The organism is Achromobacter sp. GbtcB20, assembly GCF_019091095.1.
Classification (GTDB): Bacteria; Pseudomonadota; Gammaproteobacteria; order Burkholderiales; family Burkholderiaceae_B; genus Achromobacter; species Achromobacter mucicolens.
The window spans coordinates 18814-41772 of record NZ_JAGXJZ010000003.1 but is presented as its reverse complement, the minus strand read 5'-3'; the positions used below and the strand labels follow the sequence as shown (position 1 = coordinate 41772).

Here is a 22959-nt window from a genome sequence, read left to right as displayed (position 1 = left end):
TGTACCACCCCTACGGGGATGGCAAGGCGAACGGGCCTATCCTCAAGAGCATCTCGTCGTCGTGATCCGCGCCGCCGAACAATTGCCGGTCGAAGAACGGCTGTTCGGAAACGTGGGCGCCCACCTCGGCGGCCAAGCCGGCAAAGGTGCGGCGCGAAGCCTGGTTGTCAGGCCCCACCGTGGTTTCAAGATAGCGGACGTGCGCCAGGTTCTTGCGCTGCAAGAGTTCCCGGAGCATGGCGCGGCCAAGGCGTTGGCCGCGTGCGCGGGCGTGCACCGCAACCTGCCAGACGAACAGAACGTCAGGGCGGGACGGGTCCACATAGGCGGAAATAAAACCGTTGATACGTCCTCCGGCGCTTTCAGCCAGGACGCAGGTGTCGCGAAAGTGCTCGCACAGGAGCAGGTACGCGTAGAGGGAATTCAGGTCGAGTGGCGGGCACTCGGAAATGAGGCGGTGGATCGCGGCGCCGTCTTTGCGGTCGGGCAGACGCATGGTATGGGTCTGCGCGCTGACCGCCGGCGCCACGGCACTTGAGAGTGTGGGGGTGTCCAGTTCGTTTTTCTTCATGCGACGATTCCCGATTCTGGTGGTGCCCCGCCCGTGGGCACTTCTAGGATGGGCGACGACACGTCTCCATGCGTGTCGACTGCGGCCTGACCGTCCTGTTCCATGAGCGTCACGATGCGCTCCAGGGACAGGGTGATGGTGGCCTGTTCCAATTCCGGCAAGGCATTGAGCGCGTCAGCCAGATGCTTTTGCAGCGGCGACGGCGCGCCTTGCGCCAATTCACGTCCCGCCTCCGTGGCGGTGACAAATACGATGCGGCGGTCTTCACGGCCCCGCTCGCGGCGGATCAGCGCCTTGTCTTCCAGCCGATCCAGGATGCCGACCACCGTGCTGGGGCTGACATGCATCTCGCGGCTGATCGCCGTGGCCGTCATCGGGCCATTGGCGATCACGGTGCGCAGGCACATCAGCTGCGGAGCGGTGATGTGGCTGACCGCGGACAACTGTCGCGAATGCAGCGCGATCGAACGCGTGATGCGGCGCAGGGCTCGCAAAATGCGCAGGTCGTACTGCTGAGATGTTTCGGATTTCGCGGCGTCAGTCATGGGTTGCGATGGGTTCGGACAAAATCATTTCTACACGAATGATATGCGCCCGATTTATTCGAGTCAAACAAAAACGCCGGCACGATGTAAATAAATGAACGCTGATTTGGCGAGGATGACGGCACTATGACTGGACTTGGCACCCAGCGGAGCCAACGTGGATGCGGCTCAGCGCGGGATTCAGCCCAAGTCTTACCCGGATAAAAAACATATGTTTTGTTCAAGATGTTTTATTTATCATATGTTTTTACGCGAACGAACGACGCTGCCCTCTCATGCCTCTGCCCTCCTCCCTGCTCTCTGCCCTACAGGAAAAGCTGGAACATCTGCCGCCTGAACTGCAGCGGGCGGCGAAGTGGGTAGTGGCCAATCCCGCGCAGGTGGGGCTGTGGTCGATGCGCCGGCAGTCGCAGGCGTTGGGCGTGGCGCCCGCCACGATGTTGCGATTGGCCCGTGCGGTGGGCTACGCCAGTTACGAGGATTTCCGCCGGCCGTTCCAGGACGCGCTGGCGGGACGCGACGAGCCGGGAATGCGCGACCGCGCCGCCGCCCTGCAGGCCGCGTCAAGCGACAACCCGGAACCGGGCCCGGGCACGTTGACCGACCTCCAAGTCCAGGCCCTGTCCTCGGTCTGCGCGCAGAACTCGACGCAAGCGTTCGACGCGGCCGTGCAGACCCTGCTGGACGCGCGTCAGGTCGGTTTCCTGGGAACGCGCTCGGCCTTCGGCATCGCGTTCCAGATGCGATATGCCTACCAGCTCGTGCGACGCAACAGCGTCCTCATTGACGGGCTGGGCGGCGCGCCCGCCGAGCAGGCGGACAACCTGGGCGCGGGCGACGCGCTGATCGTCATCTCGCAGGCGCCCTATCCCACGGCCACCGTCCAGCTCGCGCGCCAGGCGGCCCAGCGCGGTGTGGCGCTAGTGGCGCTGACCGACGATCCGCTCTCGCCGCTTGCGCTGGACGCCCGCCACACCCTGCGGTTTGCCCCGCCCGACCGCGACGGCGTGCGCGCGCAGCCCGCGCGCCAGGGGCCGGGCTCGTTCCTTCACACGACGGCCGGGCTCTTGGGACTGGCCGAACACCTGATCGCCCGCCTGACGGCCCGCGGCGGCCAAGCCGTGCTGGACAGGCTGGCCGAGGTGGAACAGCGCCTGCAAGCCGACAACGTTTACTGGAATGGCGCGCTCGCGCGCCGCCCGGGCCGGGCCTTCGGGCCGGCAACCTCCTCAACCTGACCCAGGAACTTCGCAGCATGAGCCAATCCCGCGTCCTGCATCGCTCCCTTCGCCATACGCCTGCCGTCGCCGTGCGCGGCCAGGGTGTCTGGATCCATGACAGCGCCGGCCGCGCATATCTAGACGGCTCCGGCGGCGCGGCAGTGTCGTGCCTGGGGCACAACCACCCCGACGTCCAGGCCGCGCTGCACGCGCAGGTGGACGCGCTGGCCTACGCCCACACCAGCTTCTTTACGACCGAGGTCGCGGAAAAGCTGGCGGCCCGGCTCGTGGCCGACGCCCCGGCAGGCACATCGCATGCCTACTTCGTGTCCGGCGGATCAGAAGCGGTGGAAGCGGCGCTGAAGATGGCGCGCCAGTATTTCGTCGAAATCGGCCAGCCGCAGCGCCGCCACATCATCGCGCGGCGGCAGAGCTATCACGGCAATACGCTGGGCGCGCTGGCGGTCGGGGGCAATGCGTGGCGGCGCGCGCAGTTCGCGCCGCTGCTCATCGAGGTCGAACACGTGTCGCCCTGCTATGCCTATCGCGACCAGCACAGCGGCGAGACCGCCGACCAGTACGGCGAGCGGCTGGGCAAGGAACTGGAAGCGGCCATCCAGCGCCTCGGCCCCGACTCGGTGATGGCATTCGTGGCGGAACCCGTGGTGGGCGCCACGTCCGGCGCAGTGACGGCCGTGCCCGGCTATTTCCGCCGGATCCGCGAGGTCTGCGACCGTCACGGCGTGCTGTTCATCGCCGACGAGGTCATGTGCGGCATGGGCCGGACCGGCACCCTGTATGCCGTCGAACAAGAAGGCGTGACGCCGGATCTCATCACCATTGCCAAAGGCCTGGGCGGCGGCTACCAGCCCATCGGCGCGGTCATGGCGCAGCAGCACATCGTGCAGGCCATGCAGCAAGGCAGCGGCTTTTTCCAGCACGGCCACACTTATCTTGGCCATGCGCTGGCCTGCGCGGCCTCGCTGGCGGTGCAGGACGTGATCCGGCGCGATGGGCTGCTGGAGCGCGTGCGGGTGATGGGCGCAAGCCTTACGCAGCGGCTGCAGGAGGCGCTGGGCGACCATCCCCACGTCGGGGACATCCGTGGCCGGGGCCTTTTCATGGGCGTGGAACTGGTCCGGGACCGCGCCACCAAACAGACCTTCGATCCCGATCTGGCGCTGCATGCGCGGATCAAGCGCGAGGCCATGGCGCGGGGGCTGATGGTCTATCCCATGGGCGGCACGATCGACGGCCGCCAGGGCGATCACGTGCTGCTTGCGCCGCCCTTCATCATTTCCGAGGACGAACTGGACCAACTGACCGAACGGCTGACCGGCGCCATCGACGCCGCCATCGCGCAATCGGGCGATTAGTCGCCGGCCGTTGAAGCGGGATCGAAAGACCCGTTTTGCGCAGGTTCGGTCAGCCTACCGCCGCGCGGCGCCAGGGGGGCCAGGCACCGATCGTAAGCGCGCGCAGGAACCATTCGACGGGTCCGTAGGCGTGGCGCCGCAACCACCATGCGGACAGCGGCAGCTGGGCGGCAAAGATGGCCACCGCGGCAAGGAATGCGGCCAGGGGCGGCACAGCGGCATACAGCCGCAAGCCCCAGGCCGTGAAGAGGAATGCGCAGACGACCGACTGCATCAGGTAGTTGCTCAGCGCCATCCGTCCCGCTGGCGCCAGCCACGCCCCCATGCGCTCGCCCGGCCCCGTGCGCAGCGCCAGCAGGAACGCCGCACCGTACGACAGGCTCAAGAGCGGAGCCGTGAAAAGGCCCACGGCCAATCCCGGCAGTTCCCACACCACGCGGGCCTGTGGCAAGGCGCTGGTCGCGTAGGCAGCGGCGCCGGCCAGGCCCGGTAAGAGGCCCAGCGCGCAGAGCAGCCCAAGCGCGCGGCGCGAGCGCCACGGGTCCGCCAGCGCATTGCGCCGCCCCAGCGCATATCCGGCCAGGAACATGGCAAAGACGAAAGGCCCCTGCACGAGCAGCACGGTGAACCAGATGGTTTCCGTGAGCTCTTTGATGTGCTGCGCGATCGTGGTGCCGATGGTGCCGCGATACGCCTCGATGGAGGCCAGCGCCTCGGCCTTGTACAGCGCGGCGTATCCAGCGGGCGCCGGATCCAGGAATGTCAGTGCGCCCAGGATCGCCCACACCGCCGACGCCAGCGCGATCAGCCACAGCGCCACGCGCAGCGCACGACCCGGATCCATGCGCCGGCACAGCAGCAACGCGAAGCCCAGCAAGGCATAGGTCACCAGGATGTCGCCCTGGTAGAACAGGATGGCGTGCGCAAAGCCCAGGACGGCCAGCCCCGCCAGCCTGCGCAGGAAGCGCGGCGCGAAGGCGGCATCGGCCTGTTCAGCGGCCGTCATCTGCAGGGTGAAGCTGTAGCCGAACAGGAAGGAAAATAGCAGGTAGAACTTGGTCTCGAATAACCAGGCGATCAGCCACCGGACCGTCACGTCGACCGGGCGCGAATAGACCGGGTCGGCCACGCCCCCGCCATAGAACGGAAAGGCGAACACGCCGATGTTGACCACCAGGATGCCGAAGAGCGCAAAGCCGCGCAGGGCATCGACGTGGGCAAGCCGCGGCCGGACGGCGTGGCCGCCGGTCATGCCCGCCCCCGGATCGCATACCGGCGGCGCAACACGCGCGCGCCGCCGGGCCTTTGCTGCGTCAGGCGGCGGGCAGGCCTCAACCCAGCACCGGAGACAGCAACGGCTGCTTGGGCCGCACGTCCAGTGCGCGCCCCTTGCGGGCCCGCTTGCCGACGTAGACCGCCAGGTCCGCACCCGCCAGGATGTCCTCGGTCATCTTGTTGCGGTAGATGCCGGTGGCGCGCAGCCCCAACGTGCCGATCGGCACGGTCTGATCGAGCTTGTCCGCGCCGTCCAGCCCCATCAGGATGGTGCCGCGTCCGCCGCCCGCCAGCGACTTCACTTCGTCCAGGCCGAAGACCAGAAACTTGCCCTTTTGCGACAGCAGCGCCAGTTGCTGGGCGCCGGCGAACAACGGCACCGGACGCAGCAGTTCGTCGCCCGTCTCAAGGGTGATGAACTGTTTGCCGGCCCGCTGGCGGCTGACCATGTCGGACAGCTTGGCCGCGAACCCGTAGCCGCCGCGCGTTGCCAGCAGCCACCGGCTGTCGGCCGAGGCCGCGATGGTGTGGACGATGCGCGTGCCCGATTCCAGGTCGATCATCGTGGTGACCGGCTGGCCGTCGCCACGCGCCGACGGCAGGCCGGACACCGGCACGGAATAGACCCGGCCGTTGTCGCCAACCGCGATCAGCGTGTCGGTGGTGCGGCACTCGAAGGCGCCGTACAGATCGTCGCCCTGCTTGAAGCCGAATTGCGCGGCGTCATGGCCGTGGCCCTGACGGGCCCGCAGCCAGCCCTTTTGCGAAACGATCACCGTGACAGGCTCGTCCAGCACCTTGGTTTCAAGCACGGCGCGCTCGGCCGTCTCGATCAGGGTGCGGCGCTCGTCGCCATATTGCTTGGCGTCGGCTTCGATTTCCTTGACCAGCAGGCGCTTGAGCGTTGTGGGGTTGTCCAAAAGTTCTTGCAGCGAGACCTGTTCCTTGCGCTTATCGGCCAGTTCCTGCTCAATCTTGAAGCCTTCCAGGCGGGCCAGCTGGCGCAAACGCATTTCGAGGATGTCCTCGGCTTGCCGTTCGGACAGCTTGAAGCGTTGCATCAACGCGGCGCGGGGCTCGTCGGATTCGCGGATCGTCTGGATGACCTCGTCCACGTTCAGGTAGACGACCATGCGCCCTTCCAGCACGTGGATGCGGTCAATGACCTTGTCCAGGCGGAAGCGCGTGCGGCGCACCACGGTGTTGGTGCGGAACGCCAGCCATTCGACCAGAATGTCGCGCAGGCCCTTCTGGCGCGGACGGCCGTCGGTGCCGATGCACACCAGGTTGACGCTGGCGCTGCCTTCCATGCTGGTCTGCGCCAGCAGCGTGTTGACGAATTCGTCGCGGTCGACCCGCGAGGTCTTGGGTTCGAAGACCAGACGAACGGCGGCGTCCTTGCCGGATTCGTCGCGCACCGCATCCAGCAGGTTCAGCATGACTGCCTTGGCCTGCGTCTGCTCCGGCGTCAGGCTCTTCTTGCCCGTCTTGACCTTGGGATTGGTGATTTCCTCGATTTCTTCCAGCACCTTCTGGCCCGAGGTGCCCGGCGGCAGCTCGTTGACGACCAGTTGCCACTGGCCACGCGCCAGTTCCTCGAACTGCCAGCGCGCGCGCACCTTCAGGGACCCGCGGCCCACACTGTAGATCTGCGCGATGTCGGCCGCCGGGGTGATGATCTGGCCGCCGCCCGCGAAGTCCGGGCCGGGGATCATGGCGTACAGCTCTTCGTCGGGCAACTGCGGCTGCTTGATGAGCGCCACGCAGGCCTGCGCGACTTCGCGCAGGTTGTGCGGGGGGATCTCGGTGGCCATGCCCACGGCGATGCCCGAGGCGCCGTTCAGCAGCATCACGGGCAGGCGCGCCGGCAGCATCTGCGGCTCTTGCTGGCTGCCGTCGTAGTTGGGCACGAAATCCACCGTGCCTTCGTCCAGTTCGTCGAGCAGCAGCTTGGCGATCGGCGTGAGGCGCGCTTCCGTGTAACGCATGGCGGCGGCGTTGTCGCCGTCGCGCGAACCAAAGTTGCCCTGGCCGTCGATCAGCGGATAGCGCAGCGAAAAGTCCTGCGCCATGCGGACCATGGCGTCGTACGCCGCCTGGTCGCCGTGCGGATGGTACTTACCAAGCACGTCGCCCACGACGCGCGCCGATTTGACGGGCTTGGCGCCGGAGCCCAGCCCCATCGCCTGCATGGCGAAAAGGATGCGGCGCTGCACGGGCTTCTGCCCGTCGCCCACGTCGGGCAGCGCGCGGCCGCGCACCACGGACACCGCGTAGTCCAGATAGGCCTGCTCCGCGTAGCGCGCCAGCGTGATGGCGGCGTTGCCATCGCCGTCGCCGCCGGGCGGAGTGGAGTCGAACAGGCCGGGTTGATTGGTGTCGGTCATGTTGTATTCAGGTAGACAATTTCATCGAAACGGCGTCAATGCGCCTCAGGCGGACGGGGCCAAAAACTGCGTGTCGGCGACATGCGCGCGCATCTGGGTGCGCACGGCCTGCAACGTGGCGGCGTCCTGCCCGCGCTTGGGGATGATCACGCCTTGCAACGTGCCCAGGATGACGTAGAGGTGCTCGGGGGTTTCCTCGACCCGCCGCACATCGGACCACGCCATGTGCCCGGAGGCGGTGGCAGTGGTGTCCGTGACGCCGTCCGGCCCGAAGTCCAGCTCGTGCCGCCCCAGGTAAAGGGTGTCGGGCTGCTTGGCCAGCATGCGGCGCGTGTTCATCTTCACGAGGCCGGGCAGCACGTATTCGTACGCCAGGGCCAGCAACGCGAGGATGCCCAGGCCCACCGCCAAGCCCTGGAAATACACCGGCAGCAGCGCGCCCCAGTTGGGCCCCTTGCCGTCCCAGGTCTGCCAGATCAGGTAGGCAAGCAAGGCCACGATCATCAGGACGCCGAAGCGCAGATGGGACCGGTAACGGCGGCGGCGCAGTTCCGGCCGTTTGTACACATAGGCGGCGAAATCCGCGTAGTCGTCGGCGGTCAGGTCGACGACCATGCGGGCTTGCCCGGGCACGGTGGCGGTCATCAGATGTCGAGCTCCGCCAGGTTGCCCTTTTCCTCGATCCACGCGCGGCGTTGCGAGGACTCGCCCTTGCCCATCAGCATGTCGAACATGCGGGTGGTGTCATCGGGCGTCTGGTCGCCATAGCCCACCGGCAGCAGGCGGCGCGTGTCCGGATTCATGGTGGTTTCCCACAATTGCTCGGGGTTCATTTCGCCCAGGCCCTTGAACCGGCTGACGGCCCACGCGCCTTCGCGCACGCCTTCCTTGCGCAGCTTGTCCTGCGCGGCCTCGAGCTCGCCTTCGTCAAGACAGTAGATCTTGCGGGCGGGACGCTTGCCCTGCGCCGGCACGTCCAGACGGAACAGCGGCGGCTTGGCGACGTAAACGTTGCCGGCCTCGACGAGCTTGGGGAAGTGCCGGTAGAACAGCGTCAGCAGCAGCACCTGAATGTGCGAGCCGTCGACGTCCGCGTCCGACAGGATGCAGATGCGGCCGTAGCGCAGGCCGGACAGGTCGGGCGTATCGTTGGGACCGTGCGGATCCACGCCGATCGCCACGGAAATGTCGTGGATCTCGTTGTTGGCAAAGAGGCGGTCGCGGTCGACTTCCCAGGAGTTGAGCACCTTGCCGCGCAGCGGCAGGATGGCCTGGAATTCCTTGTCGCGGCCCATCTTGGCCGAGCCGCCGGCCGAGTCGCCCTCGACCAGAAATACCTCGGTGCGCGTGGCGTCGCTGGACTCGCAGTCGGTCAGCTTGCCGGGCAGGACCGCCACGCCGGAACTCTTGCGCTTTTCGACCTTTTGGGCGGAACGCTGGCGCGCCTGCGCCTGCCGGATGGCCAGTTCGGCAAGCTTCTTGCCGTATTCCACATTGCTGTGCAGCCACAGATCGAGCGCGCTCTTGGAGAACCCGCCCACCAGGCGCACGGCATCGCGGCTGTTCAGGCGTTCCTTGATCTGGCCCTGGAATTGCGGATCGAGCACCTTGGCCGACAGCACGAAGCTGGCGCGGGCAAAGACGTCTTCGGGCAGCAGCTTCACGCCCTTGGGCAGCAGGCTGTGCAGCTCGGCAAACCCCTTCACGGCGCCGAACAGGCCTTCGCGCAGACCGGACTCGTGCGTGCCGCCGGCCGGCGTGGGGATGAGGTTGACGTAGGACTCGCGCACCGCGTTGCCGTCCTCGGTCCAGGCCACGACCCATTGGGCGCCCTCGCCCTCGGCGAAGTTTTCGTGGTCGGCGCCGGCGTATTGCGCGCCTTCGAAGAACGGCACCATCAGCTCGGCGCCCGCCAGGGCCTCTGCCAGGTAGCCGCGCAGGCCGTCCTGGTACTGCCAGGTCTTGGTGTCCCCGGTTTTCTCGTTGACGAGCGTGACCTTCACGCCTGGCAGCAGCACGGCCTTGCTGCGCAAGAGGTGGGTGAGCTCGCCCAGCGGAATATTGGGGCTGTCGAAATACTTGGCGTCCGGCCAGACGCGCACGCGGGTGCCGGACTTCTTGCGGCCGCCCTGATCGTAGGGTGCGAGGGGCTCGGCGACGTCGCCGCCCTTGAACACCAGGCGGTTCACGGCGTTGTCGCGCCAGACGACGACTTCCAGGCGGGTGGCCAGCGCGTTGGTGACGGACACGCCGACGCCGTGCAGGCCGCCGGAGAAGGCGTACGCGCCGCCGCCGGCCTTGTCGAATTTGCCGCCGGCGTGCAGGCGCGTGAACACGAGTTCGACGACGGGCGCGTTTTCTTCGGGATGCAGCCCGACGGGAATGCCGCGGCCGTCGTCTTCGACGGACACGCTGCCATCGGCGTGCAGCGTGACCTGGATCTGCTTGCCGTAGCCGGCCAGGGCCTCGTCTGCGGCGTTATCGATGACCTCCTGCACGACGTGCAGGGGGTTTTCGGTGCGGGTGTACATGCCCGGGCGCTGCCGCACGGGTTCCAGCCCCTTCAGGACGCGGATGGACGCCTCGTTGTAACGTGGAGTGGCCAAGTTATCCCCAACATCTGTGGAAAAAAACCGACATTTTACGGACAAGCCTAGATTCTGCGCGGCTCCGGGTGGGATGCGCACGACCTGACCAGGTCCGATTTCGGTAGGATGATGACAGTCACAACCGCCGTTCCGGACTTTGACCGCCCGGATCGCGACAGCTGCGCCGCAACATCCTACACAAAATCCTGCAAACCCTGTTGTTATTAACAGTGGTATGCCTGTTGTTATTGACAGTGGTATGCTTGAGTCCATTCCACAAACAAGAACAACGGCAAGGCGCGTCTTAACGCGCCTTTTGCTGCCGAACCGAGAATCACCATCATGAGCGACCAAATCAAGAACGTCAGTGACGCCAGCTTCGATGCCGATGTGTTGAAATCCGGCCAGCCGGTGCTGGTGGACTACTGGGCTGCCTGGTGTGGCCCCTGCAAGATGATCGCCCCCATCCTGGAAGAAGTCGCCGCCGAATACGCAGGCCGCTTGACGATCGCCAAGCTGAACGTGGATGAAAACCAGGGCACGGCCACCAAGTACGGCATCCGCGGCATTCCCACCCTTATGCTCTTTAAAGACGGCCAGGCTGCCGCCACCAAGGTTGGCGCGCTGTCGAAGTCGCAACTCACCGCATTCCTGGACGGCGCGTTGTAAATCGCGTGCTGTAACCGAGGGCGCCGCTGCATAGGCGGCGCTCATTCAGTACCGCGCGAGCCCGTCCGTGGCGCGCCGCCAGAGCCCTCCTTTACTTTTCCCCCAACACCCACCGCGATGCACCTCAACGAACTGAAGGCGCTGCACGTCTCGCAGCTGCTCGAAATGGCCGCTGGCCTGGAAATCGAAAACGCCAACCGCCTGCGCAAGCAGGAACTGATGTTCGCCATCATGAAGCGGCGCGCCAAGCAAGGCGAGCAGATCTTCGGCGACGGCGTTCTTGAAGTCCTGCCCGACGGCTTCGGTTTCCTGCGCTCGCCGGAAACCTCGTATCTGGCCAGCACCGACGACATCTACATCTCTCCGTCGCAGATCCGCCGCTTCAATCTGCACACCGGCGACTCCATCGAAGGCGAAGTGCGCACCCCCAAGGATGGCGAGCGCTACTTTGCCCTGGTGAAGGTGGACAAGGTCAACGGCGTGGCGCCCGAGGCGATCAAGCATCGCATCATGTTCGAGAACCTGACGCCGCTGCACCCGAATCGCGTCATCCGCCTGGAACGCGACATCAAGAGCGAGGAAAACCTCACTGGCCGGATCCTCGACGTCTTCGCCCCGATCGGCATGGGCCAGCGCGGCCTGATCGTCGCCAGCCCCAAGTCCGGCAAGACGGTGATGATGCAGCACATTGCGCACGCCATCACCACCAACTACCCCGACGCGGTCATGATCGTCCTGCTGGTCGACGAACGCCCGGAAGAAGTGACCGAAATGCAGCGCACGGTGCGCGGTGAAGTCGTGGCCTCGACCTTCGACGAGCCCGCCACCCGTCACGTGCAAGTGGCCGAAATGGTCATCGAAAAGGCCAAGCGCCTGGTCGAAATGAAGAAGGACGTCGTGATCCTGCTGGACTCGATCACCCGTCTGGCCCGCGCCTACAACACCGTCGTGCCGGCCTCCGGCAAGGTGCTGACCGGCGGCGTGGACGCCAACGCCCTGCAGCGCCCGAAGCGCTTCTTCGGCGCGGCGCGCAACCTGGAAGAAGGCGGCTCGCTCACCATTCTGGGCACCGCGCTGATCGAAACCGGCAGCCGCATGGATGAAGTCATCTATGAAGAATTCAAGGGCACCGGCAACTCCGAAGTCCACCTCGAGCGCCGCCTGGCCGAAAAGCGCGTCTACCCGTCCATCAACCTGAACAAGTCGGGCACCCGCCGCGAAGAGCTGCTGATCGCCCCCGACCTGCTCCAGAAGGTGTGGGTGCTGCGCAAGTTCATTCACGACATGGACGAAGTCCAGTCCATGGAATTCATCCTGGACAAGATGCGCGCCACCAAGACCAACGCCGAATTCTTCGACATGATGAAGAAGAAGTAAGCGCACCGTCCGCGCCCACGAAAAAGCCGCCTTCGAGGCGGCTTTTTCGTGGGCGGCTGGCTCAGTGCTCGATGAACTCCGGCATCCGGCGCGGCGAGGAATTGGCCGGCCGGGGCGTCTGCTTGTCCGGTTCCTTGCCCGAGGCGTCGATGGGTTCGATGCGCGGGTCGTCCCAGCTTCCCGTGACGGCGTATTCCATCGTCATCGCGCGCGCCAGCGGCTGCTTGAGGAGCCACTGCGTGACGAACGCGCCCAGGCCGATCAGCGGGTTGACCGCCAGCGCGGTGACCATTGCCGCGCCGCTGGCGTCCAGATTGGGAATCACCACCGCCTTCATGTCCCAGCGCTCCTTGACGAGGTTCACGCCGCCCGCCAGGACGATTGCGGCCACCGGACCGTTGATCTTGTAGCCTTCGGTATTCAGCGTGCCGTCGGCCACCTTGACGTTGCCGCGGATGGTGTCGAACGGAAACCCGTCCCGCAGCAGGTTCGTGGGATTGACGTCCAGCCGCGCCAGCCGCTGCAGCGACTGCAGCGACAGCAGCTCCAACAGGCGCGCCGTGCGTGAGTTCACGTGCATGAAGCGGCCGTTGTCCAGGCTGACGACCACATCGCCCACCACGTCGGCGATATCGTGCGTCCACGGCAGGTTGCGCCAGGTCGCCTTGCCCTGGATCGTTCCCTTGCCGTTGGACACGACGTTCTCGAAGCCGATGCGGCTCATGAAGTCGCCGACGTTTTCCAGCTTGAGCACGGCATCGACGGTCAGCCCCCGGTTCGGCCCTTCAAGCCCCCAATTGCCCGTGGCGTTCAAGGCCGCCGAATCATTGGTGATGGCCAGCTTGTCCAGCCGCCATTGCCGCCCCCGCTCCAGGTTGGTGCCGGTCACCTGCAGCGCCCCCAGGTTCTTGCCATACAACAAGAATTGATTGGCCTGCAGATCGATCGCGGGAATGTCGGACAGGTCGTTGCCGGAGGCCAGCGCCTTGTCGGCCTGGTTGGAGTCGCCCTCGCCCGCAATGGACAGATGCTTCAGGCGGGCGGTGATCTGCCCGGCGATGGCGCCCTGCGCCTCGCGCCATTCCAGCGTGCCCGCCGCCTGCCGCGATTCCAGTTCGACGCGCCAGCGCGCCGGCGCGGGGCGCGTGGCATACAGCGTCAGGTCATTGAGGGTGTAGCCGCTGGTGTGCAGCGCGCCGGCAGCCAGACTGATGCGCTCGGGCTGCGGCAGGATGGGCTTGGAAGGCGGCCGCCCCTTCGCGGGCGCCACGTTGAATCCCTCGGAGACGGCATCCCAGGCGTCCATGTCCAGTTCGGGCAGGCTGGCGTTGAGGCTCAGTCCGCGCTCCGGCAGGCTGGCCGGCCGCCCGATGCCCAGCGCGCCGCGCGAAAAGTAGGCGGCCGAACCCTCTGCGGGGTCCCGTTCGAACAAGGCGTTGACGTTATCGCCCAGGCTGGCCGTCAGCCAGCGCCGGTCGCGGGCGCCGCGGTCCTGCGCCGGCGACCATTGCAGCTTCAGCAACTGCGCGGACTTGGCCGGCTTGCCGGCGGGCGCCGGCATGTCGATCGCCATGCCAACCAGGTCGGACTCGGCCGATATGTCGATGGCGCCGCCCTTCAGGTAGAGCAGCCGGCCCTTGTAGGCCGCGCGGCCGGTGAAACGCGACATCGATGCGGCGCGGCTCAACTGCGCCAGCCCGGGCCCCGACAGGGTGCCGTCAAAACGCAGCGCGTCCGTGCCCTGCGCCAGCGTGCCGTAGATGTTGGCGGGTCCGCCCAGGAATTGCGCCCGGATGCCCTTGGTCTGCACGCCCTTTTCTGAAAACTCCAGGTCACCGTGGATCTGGCTGAGCGGCGGGATCTCGGGCATGAAGGTGAAGGAATTGTCCGAGAAACGGATACGCCCCTGGACCTGGGTGTCATCGGTATTGAGCAGCGGCACCTTCAGGTCGAGCGGCATGCGCCAGTCGCCGGTGCCCTGGGCCTCGTCCAAGGCCCCGTCCAGCAGTTCGCCCAACGGAGAATTCGCGGCCAGCGCCAGATAGGCCGCCACCGGCCCCGAGGTGTCGCCGGTGACCCGCAGTTCCGAGTCATGCTCCATGTTGGGAATGGCCGCCTTCACGGCGCCCAACGTGACGGTGTGCCCCTTGCCGGTGTGCGCCACCGCGCCGCCCGCGCTGTCCAGCGCCAGGCTCACCTTGTCGATGCGGAAACTGCCCGACAGGTTTTCCAGCATCGGCCAGCCCTTGCGGTTCTCGCCCGCCGGCGCGTAGTCGACCTTCGCGCCGGAATACGCGCCGGCGATGACGAATTCGCCAGGGGCGCCCGGCGCACCGAACGGGAAGTCGTCCAGATCCCCCTTGAGCGTGATGGCCGCCGAATGCATCTGGCCGGCAGGCAAACCGGTCGCCAGCCATTCACGGGCGTCGGCGTTCACCTCGAGCGGCAGATAACGGTGGATGGCGGGCATCGACCCGCGCACCATCGTGCCGCGCACGTCGGCGCTGCCCGCCGCAGTCTTGCCCTCTTTGCGCCACTGGCCTTGCAGACGCACATCCATGTCTTCATTGGCCAGGCGCATCTGGGCCACGTCCACGAACCAGTTGTCCGCATCAGGCCCCTTGACCTGGGCGTCGAGCTCCAGGTCGTCGGCACGCAGCGTCGGCGTCTCGAAGACGCCCGGCAGGGTCACGCGCAACTGGTGCACCGCGCCCTTGACCGTCACGTCGGCCGCGCCGGGGCTGCGCGCCATCGGCAAGCCATTGATCGTCAAGAAATCGCCCGGCAGCGCGGCAATGCGCAACTGGCCCGAACCGCCCTGAAAGGCGGGCCCGTCCGGCGACGCGCGCCAGGACACGCCGCGCGCGGCGACGTCGCTCGTCAATTTGGTGAACTTGCCGTGGTCGAGCTGCCACCACGCGCGCGCGGCGATGCGGCCGGCGACCCGCGGCACGTCGATCCAAGGCGCCCAGGCCAGCGGTTCCACGTCATCGACCTGGGCAAAGATCTGGCCGCTCCAGTTGGCGGGCTTCTTGGCGTCGGCGGCAAACAGGCTGCGGTTGAATTCGCCGCGCAGCTCAAGTTTGTGGGCCAGCGCCGGCCCCGCGGATGCCTGCAGCACGAACCGATGCGAGAGACTGCCGTTGCGCACCAGGAAGTCGACGCCTTCCATCGTGAGCTCAGGCGCCTGGCGCAATTCGTCCTGCCAGCGCAGCGTGGCGTCGCTGACCAGCAGCTCGCGCTGCGCCGCCAGCCAGCGCAGGCCGGGATGGTTCAGGTCGGAGGCGTGGTCGCTGGTATTCAGATCGATATTCTGGCCAGCGACCCACAGATGATTTGACGAGTCCCGCCGCAGCGTCAGTTCCGGCTTTTCGAGCCGCAGCCGCACCAGGGTGGGCGACAGGGCCAGGATGCTGCGCCATGCCACGACCGCGGACACGGACGGCAGGCTCAATACCGGATCCGTCTCGTCGTCGTAGACCTGGACGGCGGCGAGATCGAGCCGGGGATTGAGCCCTTGCCAGTTGGCCTTGATCGCGCCGATCGTTACGCGGGCGCCCAACGCCTGGCTGGCGTAGGCTTCAATCTGAGGGCGCCACTGATCCACCCGCGGGAGGACCCAGTAGCGCACGCCCAGAAACCCGATGGCGACAACGCCATAGACGGTCAGCGCGGCCCAGAACAGGCTGCGGAGCACTTTTTTTGGAACAGACACGGATCAGTGGGCAGGAGGAGATGTCTTGCAGTATCGTCCCCACTTATACCTGAAACACGTCCATCCGTCTGCCGCCCTTTGCACCATGTCGAAACCTTCACTTATCGCCCCTGCCCTCGCCTGGTCCGGCCATCTGCGCCGCCGTCTGGACGCTCACCCGGATCTGGCCGCGTGGCTGGACGAAGCGGTGAAACAACCCGTCACACCGGCGTTGATGGCGCAATGGGAGAACGAACTGGCCGGCACGGCCGTGACCGGCGCCTTGCCGGTGGATGTTTGCCGCATGGTGCTGCGCAGGCTGCGCGAACGCGTCTTCAGCGTGCTGATCGTGCGCGACCTGTCCGGGCAGGCCCCGCTTGAAGAAGTGGTGGGCGCCATGACCACGCTGGCGGACATGGCGGTGGCAGCCGCCTACCGCAGCGTGGCCGCCGAACTGGCGGCCGTGCACGGCGTGCCGCGCGACCCGGCCACGGGCAAGCCCCAGGAAATGCTGATCGTCGGCATGGGCAAGCTGGGCGGGTGCGAGCTGAACGTGTCGTCCGACATCGACCTCATCATGCTCTACGGCGAGGAAGGCGAAACCGACGGACCCCGCCGCATCAGCCATCACGAGTTCTACGGCCGCCTGACGCGCCGCATGATGCCGGTGCTGTCCGAGGTGGACGCCAACGGCCAGGTATTCCGCACCGACCTGCGCCTGCGCCCGGACGGCGACGCCGGCCCGTTGGCCTGGAGCCTGGACGCGCTGGAGCACTATCTGATCGGCCAGGGGCGCGAATGGGAGCGTTATGCATGGCTGAAGGCGCGCCTGATGCCGGCGCAAGCCTTCGAAGACAGCGACAGCACCGCGCAGGCCCGCCAACTGGAAAGCCTGCGCGTGCCCTTCGTCTACCGCAAGTACTTTGACTTCGATGCGCTGGCCGCGCTGCGCGCGCTGCGCGAACGCATCCGCCAGGACTGGCAGCGCCGCGCGTCGGCGCGCAATGGCATCGACAGCGCCAACAACATCAAGCTGGGCGACGGCGGCATCCGCGAGATCGAGTTCGTGGTGCAACTGGCGCAGCTGATCCGCGGCGGCCGCATGCCGGCGCTGCAAAAGCGCGGCTTGCTGGAAGCGCTGCATGCCGAATGCGTGGCCGGCCTGGTGCCGCAAGACGACGCCCGCCGGCTTGAAGAGGCCTACCGGTTCCTGCGCCGCACCGAGCACGCGCTGCAATATCGCGAAGACGAGCAGACGCATCTGCTGCCCGGCGACCCGGCCCTGCGCGCCGCCCTGGCCGAGGCGCTGGGCATGACGCCCGACGCCTTCGAGAGCACGTTGGCCGCGCACCGCGACTTCGTGTCGCAGACCTTCCGCAACGTGTTCCGCATGGTGGGCATGGGCGAGGAAGAAGCGGCGCCTGCCCCCACGCCGGGCGAGGCGCCGGCCAGCCAGGAAGAACCCGACAGCGAAAGCGAGCTTACCGACCAGATCCGCCAGGCGTTCGGCCAGGACGCGGACGACCTGGTGCGCCGGGCCCAGACATTGTCGGGCAGCCACCGCGTGCGCAGCCTGCCCGAAAGCAGCCGCCGCCGCATGGAGGTCCTGCTTCCGGCCGCGCTACGCGCCGCGCTGCAGACGCCCGCCCCGCGCGAGGCTGCGGTGCGGCTCTTTGACCTCATAGAAAAGATCGCGCAGCGCAGCGCGTACCTGGCGCTGCTGGCCGAATACCCGGACACGCTGGCGCGCGTGGCGCGCATGGTGGCCGCCAGCCCCTGGGCCGCGCAGTACCTGACGCAACACCCATTGCTGCTCGACAGCCTGATCGACTGGCGCACGCTCTTCGAACCGCTCGACTTCGGCCAGATTGCCCGGCAGCTGACGGCGGACCTGGACGCCTGCCGCCTGCCGGACGGCGACCCGGACATCGAGCGCCAGATGAACCTGATGCGCGACGTGCAGCGCCAGGCCAGCTTCCAGCTGCTGGCGCAGGACCTGGAGGGCGAGCTCACCGTTGAAAAGCTGGCCGACCAGTTGTCGGCGCTGGCGGACCTGCTGCTGACCGAGACCATCCGCCGCGCCTGGCCCCTCGTGAACAAGATCGAAGGCGCCGAGCCGCGCTTTGCCGTCATTGCGTACGGCAAACTGGGCGGCAAGGAGTTGGGCTATGCCTCCGACCTGGACCTCGTGTTCCTCTTCGACGACCCGCGCGACGACGCGGCGGAGGTCTATGCCAAGCTGGGCCGGCGCATGTCGTCCTGGCTGTCGACCATGACCTCGTCGGGGCGGCTGTACGAGACCGACCTGCGCCTGCGGCCCGACGGCGACGCGGGACTGCTGGCGGTATCGATCGAAGCCTTCGAGGAATACCAGCACAAGCACGCCTGGGCCTGGGAACACCAGGCGCTGACCCGCGCGCGTTTCGCGGCCGGCGACGCCAACGTGGGTGCGCGGTTTGAAAAGATCCGCGAGGACATCCTGGTGCTGCCGCGCGACACGGCGGCGCTGCGCGACGAAGTGCTGGCCATGCGCGAGAAAATCAATGCCGGCCATCCGAACACCTCGGACCGCTTCGACTTGAAGCACGACCGCGGCGGCATGGTCGACGTGGAGTTCGTGACGCAATACCTGGTGCTGTGCCACGCGGGCACGCACCCGGTGCTGGTGCGCAACCTGGGCAACATCACGCTGCTGCGCCTGGCCGCCGAAATGGGGCTGATCCCGCCCGAGCTGGCCGCGCGGTCGGGCGACGCCTACCGCACCCTGCGGCGCGTGCAGCATCAGTTGCGCCTGCAGGGCGTGGAAAAGGCCCGCGTGGCGCCCGATCAGCTCCAGCCGGAACGCGCCGCGGTGCGGGAACTGTGGACGACGGTGCTGGGGTGACGGCAACTCGTCGTAAAATAAGGGTTTTTCCGCTTTTGCCCGACCGCCATGTCTGAACTCGTCCGCCCCAAACTCGACCTGCCCGCCGGCCGCAGCAAGGTGCTGATGCATTCGTGCTGCGCGCCCTGTTCCGGCGAGGTCATGGAGGCCATGACGGCCTCCGGCATTGATTACGCGATCTACTTCTACAACCCGAACATCCATCCGGTCAAAGAGTACGAAATCCGCAAGCAGGAGAACATCCGCTTCGCGGAGCAGCACGGCATCGAATTCATCGACGCCGACTACGACATGGACAACTGGTTCGAACGCGTCAAGGGCATGGAAGACGCCCCCGAGCGCGGCGAGCGCTGCACGGCGTGCTTTGACATGCGCTTCGAACGCACCGCCCTCTACGCCCACGAGCATGGCTTTGACACCATCACCAGCTCGCTCGGCATCTCGCGTTGGAAGGACATGAACCAGATCAACGGTTGCGGCGAACGCGCCGCCGCGCGTTACGACGATCTGATCTACTGGACCTACAACTGGCGCAAGGGCGGCGGGTCGGCCCGCATGATCGAAATCAGCAAGCGCGAGAACTTCTACCAGCAGGAATACTGCGGCTGCGTCTATTCGCTGCGCGATACCAACCGCCACCGCCGCTCCCAAGGCCGCGAGCGCATTCACATCGGCGTGAAGTTCTACGGCAAGGAAGACCTCATCAACGAGGAAAAGCTCTGATCAGCGGCTGATTAAAAAAAAGCCCGGCAGTCCGCGCATCGCGCGTCCTCCAGGCCTGTCGCGGCGCCCCACGGGGCGCCGCCTTGCTTTGTGGTGCGATCAGTACTGCAATCAGTCCAGCGTCAGCACCGTCGCGCCCGTCGTCTTGCGCGACGCCAGCGCCGTCTGCGCTTCGCCCGCCTGCTCCAGCGCGTAGCGCTGGTCGATGCGAACCTTGATCTTCTTTTTCAGCACCAGGTCGAACAGCTCTTCGGAGGCCGATTGCAGCTTCTCCAGCGTGTTCACGTGGATGCCCAGCGAGGGGCGCGTCACGTACAGGCTGCCCTTCTGGTTCAGCACGGCCAGGTTCACGCCTGCCACGGGACCGGACGCGTTGCCGAAGCTGACCATCAGGCCGCGCGGCTCGATGCAGTCCAACGAGGTTTCCCACGTGTCCTTGCCCACGCCGTCATACACGACCGGCACCTTCTTGCCGCCCGTCAGTTCCAGCACGCGTTCGACCACGTTTTCGCGCGAATAGTCGATGGTTTCCCATGCGCCATTTTCGCGAGCCAGTTCCGCCTTTTCGGGGCTGGACACCGTGCCGATGAGCTTGACGCCCAGGGCCTTGGCCCATTGGCACGCAATCAGCCCGACGCCGCCGGCTGCGGCATGGAACAGGATGGTTTCGCCACCTTGCAGGCGGTAGGTCTGGCGGAACAGGTACTGCACCGTCAGGCCCTTGAGCATCAGCGCGGCCGCTTCGTCAAAGCCGATGCCCTTGGGCACCTTGACGACCTGCAAAGCCGGCACATTGCGGGCCTTGGCGTACGCGCCAATGGGGCTCTGGCCGTAGGCGACACGGTCGCCTTTCTTCAGGTGCTTGACGTCGGCGCCCACGGCGGTGACCACGCCCGCCCCTTCAAAGCCCAGGCCATGCGGCAGCGGATGGGGATACAAGCCCGTGCGGAAATAGATATCGATGAAATTCAGGCCGGCGGCGTGCTGCTCGATCGTGACTTCGTTGGCGGCCGGCGGCGGCACTTCCACCTCGACCAGCTTCAGGACTTCGGGACCACCGTGCTGCTCGATACGAATTGCCTTGACGAGATTGCTGGCCATGCTGGCCTCCTTTCATTGGAAATAACGCGAATTGACCAAAATTGCAGACTTCACCGGGGGGATTGCCTGCCGTCCTGTCCCGCGGGCGCGCGGGCGGCGCCGCCGCCCATCAACGCAAACACCCCCGCCAGCACCAGGACGGTTCCGCCCATTTGCCACACCGTGATGGGCTCGTCCAGGAACCACGACGCGAGAAACAGCACCGACACCGGCCCCACCATGCCCAGCAGCGACGCGGTAGGCGCCCCGATCAGCGAGACCGCCCACATCAGCATGAACACCGGCACCACCGTATTCAGGGTGGCGTGAATGATCGAGTAACCGTAGACCGCGGCGGGCTGGATCAGCATCGACGGCGAATGCACGACGAAGAACTGGATGATGCAGGCCACGCACGACACGAGCATGGCATAGGCCACCAGCCGCGTCGGGCCAATCCGCTTGATCAGCTCCCCGGAACAGATGAGGTACACAGAATAGCTTGCGGCCGAGCCAAAAACGAACAAAGACCCTAACAGCACCTCGCTGCCCCCGCCGAAGGACAGATCGTGCGCGAACACCAGCACCACGCCCGCGTAGGACAGCACCATGGCCAGCCATTGCCGGCGTTCGATCGGGCGCTTGAACCAGAGGGCCGACAGCAGCACGACGAGCGAGGGAGACAGAAACAGGATCAGGCGTTCGAGGCTGGCGGTGATGTAACGCAGCCCCAGGAAGTCCAGGAAGCTGGACAGGTAATAACCCAGAAGGCCCAGCACGCACACCTGCAGGCGCTCCTTCGTGGTCATCGTCACGATCTCGCCCCGCGCCGCGCGGCGCGACTGGCGCCACGCCACCACCGCGAAGAACGGCATCGCGAACAGCATGCGAAACGCGATCAGCGTGACCGCGTCGATACCGTAGCGGTAGGTGAACTTGACGACGATGGCCTTGGCGGAGAAGAGGATCGCGCCAAGCACCGCCATGGCGATCCCGGCAGCGCGGCTGGACGCCAGCGGGAGCGCCGTAAGCTTGGCAATACGATTCATGCGATGATTTTAAATTCACCGCAAAAATAATTGCACGCCTTCTCTGATGCAATCCGCTTCTTTCGCAGCATGACTCGACACCGCGCGCTCACCTATATCCATCTTGCCGCCGTGCTATTCGGCCTGACCGGCGTGTTCGGCGAACTGATCCAGGCCAGCGCCGCGGTCATCACGTTGGGACGGGCGGCGTTCGCGGTCGTGTCGCTGGGCATCTTTGCGCGGATGCGCCGCAAACCGCTGCTGGGCGCGCTTACGCCGGCTCAGTTGTTCGTGCTGGTGATCGCCGGCGCGCTGCTCGCGGCGCACTGGGTCACTTTCTTCATTTCCGTCAAGGTGGGCGGCATCGCCATCGCGACGCTCGGCTTTGCCAGCTTTCCCGCGTTCATCACGCTGTTCGAAGGGCTCCTCTTCCGCGAACGCGTCCGCCTGGCCGAATGGCTGCTGCTGGGCCTGGTGACCGCCGGCCTGGTGCTCGTCACGCCGTCGTTCGACCTTGCCGACCAGGGCACCATCGGGCTGGCGTGGGGCATTCTGTCCGGCCTGACCTTTGCCCTGCTCGCGTTGAGCAACCGCCGCTCGGCCTCCGGCATGGATCCGATGCAGGTGGCCTGCTGGCAAAACGTGGTGGTTGCGCTGGTGATGGTGCCCTTTGCCGTCGGCCAGTTGCCCGCCGTGCCTGCGCTGGACTGGTTCTGGCTGGCGCTGCTGGGGGTCTTCTGCACCGGGCTGTCCCATTACCTGTTCGTGTCCAGCCTGACCCGCCTGAACGCGCGCAGCGCGGGGCTTGTCATCGCCCTGGAACCTGTCTACGCCATCGCATTCGCCTGGATGCTCTTCAGCCAGCAGCCCACCCCGCGCATGCTGGCCGGCGCCGCGCTGATCGTGGCCGCCATCGTGTGGTCGGGACTGCGCAAGCAGGCGCCGGCGCCAGACCCGGCCCCGAAAATACAGCCTTGACAATAACTGACTAGGCAGTAAAATTCGGCGCATGACTGACGCGCCTTCCCCGCCCTCGCCCGCATCCTCCGAGCCGTCCGACGCTCCCATCCATTACCGCAACGACACGCGGTGCATGGCGGAAGACAACGCGGGCTACCTCATCAAGCTGGTCTATCACTCCCTGACCCGGATGCTCGACCAGGAGATGGCGCCGCTCGATCTCACCGCGATGCAATGGCGCCCCCTGGCCATGGTGTTCCTGGGCCGCGCCGACACGCCCGCTGAACTGGCCCGCCTGAACGACATGGACACCGGCGCCATGACCCGCGCGCTGGATCGCCTGGAAGCCAAGGGCCTGCTGCGCCGTAACCGCAGTCAGGAAGACCGCCGGGTGGTCAAGATCGAACTGACCGAACTGGGCGAGGCCAAGGCCCGCCTCATCCCCGCCAACATCGCCCGTGCGCTGAACCACCACCTGCGCGGTTTCTCCACCGACGAAGTCACCCAGCTCATGCATTTCATGCGCCGGATGATCGCCAACGGGTCCGCCTCCGGCGCCGCCCCCGAGCGCTGACGCCATAC

17 protein-coding genes are annotated in these 22959 nt (G+C 66.3%); 8 read left to right on the top strand and 9 right to left on the bottom strand.

Annotated features, from left to right (window positions below; all coding sequences use genetic code 11):
* Nucleotides 1–10: 10 nt before the first annotated feature.
* The gene (gene ectA, locus KVT32_RS05445) at nt 11–571 is read right to left on the bottom strand and encodes a diaminobutyrate acetyltransferase (RefSeq protein ID WP_056315633.1); all 561 of its coding nucleotides are present in this window, start codon (nt 569–571) and stop codon (nt 11–13) included.
* Nucleotides 568–1116: a MarR family winged helix-turn-helix transcriptional regulator gene (locus KVT32_RS05440; RefSeq protein ID WP_056315630.1), complete on the bottom strand. Its 549-nt coding sequence runs from the start codon at nt 1114–1116 to the stop codon at nt 568–570. The genes ectA and KVT32_RS05440 overlap by 4 nt, the downstream gene beginning before the upstream one ends.
* A 275-nt stretch (nt 1117–1391) precedes the next feature.
* On the opposite strand from KVT32_RS05440, the gene KVT32_RS05435 reads away from it, so the two are divergent.
* Both KVT32_RS05435 and KVT32_RS05430 read left to right on the top strand, forming a co-directional pair.
* Nucleotides 1392–2354, top strand: a complete 963-nt coding sequence (locus KVT32_RS05435; protein WP_152383907.1) for a MurR/RpiR family transcriptional regulator — start codon at nt 1392–1394, stop codon at nt 2352–2354.
* Between the two features lie 17 nt (nt 2355–2371).
* Nucleotides 2372–3712, top strand: coding sequence for an aspartate aminotransferase family protein (locus KVT32_RS05430; RefSeq protein WP_175157088.1), 1341 nt, complete (start codon nt 2372–2374; stop codon nt 3710–3712).
* 49 nt (nt 3713–3761) lie between these two features.
* On the opposite strand, the gene KVT32_RS05425 is transcribed toward KVT32_RS05430, so the two are convergent.
* From KVT32_RS05425 to parE, 4 genes are all read right to left on the bottom strand, one after another.
* The gene (locus KVT32_RS05425; protein ID WP_175157087.1) at nt 3762–4964 is read right to left on the bottom strand and encodes a DUF418 domain-containing protein; all 1203 of its coding nucleotides are present in this window, start codon (nt 4962–4964) and stop codon (nt 3762–3764) included.
* A 79-nt stretch (nt 4965–5043) separates the two neighbouring features.
* Nucleotides 5044–7374 carry a DNA topoisomerase IV subunit A gene (parC, locus tag KVT32_RS05420; protein WP_217617803.1) on the bottom strand — a complete coding sequence of 777 codons (2331 nt, stop codon included), beginning with the start codon at nt 7372–7374 and terminating at the stop codon, nt 5044–5046.
* Between the two features lie 45 nt (nt 7375–7419).
* Nucleotides 7420–8019 carry a YcxB family protein gene (locus KVT32_RS05415; protein ID WP_062842054.1) on the bottom strand — a complete coding sequence of 200 codons (600 nt, stop codon included), beginning with the start codon at nt 8017–8019 and terminating at the stop codon, nt 7420–7422.
* Nucleotides 8019–9980 carry a DNA topoisomerase IV subunit B gene (gene parE, locus KVT32_RS05410; protein WP_062842055.1) on the bottom strand — a complete coding sequence of 654 codons (1962 nt, stop codon included), beginning with the start codon at nt 9978–9980 and terminating at the stop codon, nt 8019–8021. Before parE ends, KVT32_RS05415 begins: the two co-directional genes overlap by 1 nt.
* Nucleotides 9981–10304: 324 nt before the next feature.
* Between parE and trxA the strand changes: the two genes are divergently transcribed.
* Complete coding sequence (trxA, locus tag KVT32_RS05405) at nt 10305–10631, top strand: thioredoxin TrxA (RefSeq protein ID WP_056315616.1); 327 nt, start codon at nt 10305–10307, stop codon at nt 10629–10631.
* Nucleotides 10632–10748: 117 nt separating this feature from the next.
* Nucleotides 10749–12008, top strand: a complete 1260-nt coding sequence (gene rho / locus KVT32_RS05400) for a transcription termination factor Rho (RefSeq protein WP_043541410.1) — start codon at nt 10749–10751, stop codon at nt 12006–12008.
* Nucleotides 12009–12069: 61 nt separating this feature from the next.
* Here rho and KVT32_RS05395 read toward each other — a convergent pair whose 3' ends face one another.
* Nucleotides 12070–15705 (bottom strand): YhdP family protein, encoded by a 3636-nt coding sequence (locus KVT32_RS05395; RefSeq protein ID WP_217617802.1) that lies wholly within the window; start codon nt 15703–15705, stop codon nt 12070–12072.
* Between the two features lie 103 nt (nt 15706–15808).
* On the opposite strand from KVT32_RS05395, the gene glnE reads away from it, so the two are divergent.
* Nucleotides 15809–18586 carry a bifunctional [glutamate--ammonia ligase]-adenylyl-L-tyrosine phosphorylase/[glutamate--ammonia-ligase] adenylyltransferase gene (gene glnE / locus KVT32_RS05390; RefSeq protein ID WP_217617801.1) on the top strand — a complete coding sequence of 926 codons (2778 nt, stop codon included), beginning with the start codon at nt 15809–15811 and terminating at the stop codon, nt 18584–18586.
* 48 nt (nt 18587–18634) lie between these two features.
* Complete coding sequence (locus KVT32_RS05385; protein ID WP_128827921.1) at nt 18635–19309, top strand: epoxyqueuosine reductase QueH; 675 nt, start codon at nt 18635–18637, stop codon at nt 19307–19309.
* A 111-nt stretch (nt 19310–19420) separates the two neighbouring features.
* Here the strand turns inward: KVT32_RS05385 and KVT32_RS05380 are convergent, their stop codons facing one another.
* Both KVT32_RS05380 and KVT32_RS05375 read right to left on the bottom strand, forming a co-directional pair.
* Nucleotides 19421–20410 carry a quinone oxidoreductase gene (locus KVT32_RS05380; protein WP_056315608.1) on the bottom strand — a complete coding sequence of 330 codons (990 nt, stop codon included), beginning with the start codon at nt 20408–20410 and terminating at the stop codon, nt 19421–19423.
* 50 nt (nt 20411–20460) lie between these two features.
* Entirely contained in the window at nt 20461–21438 is a 978-nt protein-coding gene (locus KVT32_RS05375) for a DMT family transporter (protein WP_152383899.1), read from the bottom strand.
* A gap of 69 nt (nt 21439–21507) precedes the next feature.
* Here KVT32_RS05375 and KVT32_RS05370 point away from each other — a divergent pair, with 69 nt between their 5' ends.
* Together KVT32_RS05370 and KVT32_RS05365 are read left to right on the top strand one after the other, a co-directional pair.
* Nucleotides 21508–22395: a DMT family transporter gene (locus tag KVT32_RS05370; protein ID WP_152383898.1), complete on the top strand. Its 888-nt coding sequence runs from the start codon at nt 21508–21510 to the stop codon at nt 22393–22395.
* Between the two features lie 31 nt (nt 22396–22426).
* Nucleotides 22427–22951 carry a MarR family winged helix-turn-helix transcriptional regulator gene (locus KVT32_RS05365; RefSeq protein WP_152383897.1) on the top strand — a complete coding sequence of 175 codons (525 nt, stop codon included), beginning with the start codon at nt 22427–22429 and terminating at the stop codon, nt 22949–22951.
* Nucleotides 22952–22959: the final 8 nt, after the last annotated feature.

What these genes read in the sequence shown, in the direction of transcription:
- ectA (WP_056315633.1), bottom strand. Translation starts at nt 571, where the DNA reads ATGAAGAAAAACGAACTGGACACCCCCACACTCTCAAGTGCCGTGGCG.
- KVT32_RS05440 (WP_056315630.1), bottom strand. Translation starts at nt 1,116, where the DNA reads ATGACTGACGCCGCGAAATCCGAAACATCTCAGCAGTACGACCTGCGC.
- KVT32_RS05435 (WP_152383907.1), top strand. Translation starts at nt 1,392, where the DNA reads ATGCCTCTGCCCTCCTCCCTGCTCTCTGCCCTACAGGAAAAGCTGGAA.
- KVT32_RS05430 (WP_175157088.1), top strand. Translation starts at nt 2,372, where the DNA reads ATGAGCCAATCCCGCGTCCTGCATCGCTCCCTTCGCCATACGCCTGCC.
- KVT32_RS05425 (WP_175157087.1), bottom strand. Translation starts at nt 4,964, where the DNA reads ATGACCGGCGGCCACGCCGTCCGGCCGCGGCTTGCCCACGTCGATGCC.
- parC (WP_217617803.1), bottom strand. Translation starts at nt 7,374, where the DNA reads ATGACCGACACCAATCAACCCGGCCTGTTCGACTCCACTCCGCCCGGC.
- KVT32_RS05415 (WP_062842054.1), bottom strand. Translation starts at nt 8,019, where the DNA reads ATGACCGCCACCGTGCCCGGGCAAGCCCGCATGGTCGTCGACCTGACC.
- trxA (WP_056315616.1), top strand. Translation starts at nt 10,305, where the DNA reads ATGAGCGACCAAATCAAGAACGTCAGTGACGCCAGCTTCGATGCCGAT.
- rho (WP_043541410.1), top strand. Translation starts at nt 10,749, where the DNA reads ATGCACCTCAACGAACTGAAGGCGCTGCACGTCTCGCAGCTGCTCGAA.
- glnE (WP_217617801.1), top strand. Translation starts at nt 15,809, where the DNA reads ATGTCGAAACCTTCACTTATCGCCCCTGCCCTCGCCTGGTCCGGCCAT.
- KVT32_RS05385 (WP_128827921.1), top strand. Translation starts at nt 18,635, where the DNA reads ATGTCTGAACTCGTCCGCCCCAAACTCGACCTGCCCGCCGGCCGCAGC.
- KVT32_RS05380 (WP_056315608.1), bottom strand. Translation starts at nt 20,410, where the DNA reads ATGGCCAGCAATCTCGTCAAGGCAATTCGTATCGAGCAGCACGGTGGT.
- KVT32_RS05375 (WP_152383899.1), bottom strand. Translation starts at nt 21,438, where the DNA reads ATGAATCGTATTGCCAAGCTTACGGCGCTCCCGCTGGCGTCCAGCCGC.
- KVT32_RS05370 (WP_152383898.1), top strand. Translation starts at nt 21,508, where the DNA reads ATGACTCGACACCGCGCGCTCACCTATATCCATCTTGCCGCCGTGCTA.
- KVT32_RS05365 (WP_152383897.1), top strand. Translation starts at nt 22,427, where the DNA reads ATGACTGACGCGCCTTCCCCGCCCTCGCCCGCATCCTCCGAGCCGTCC.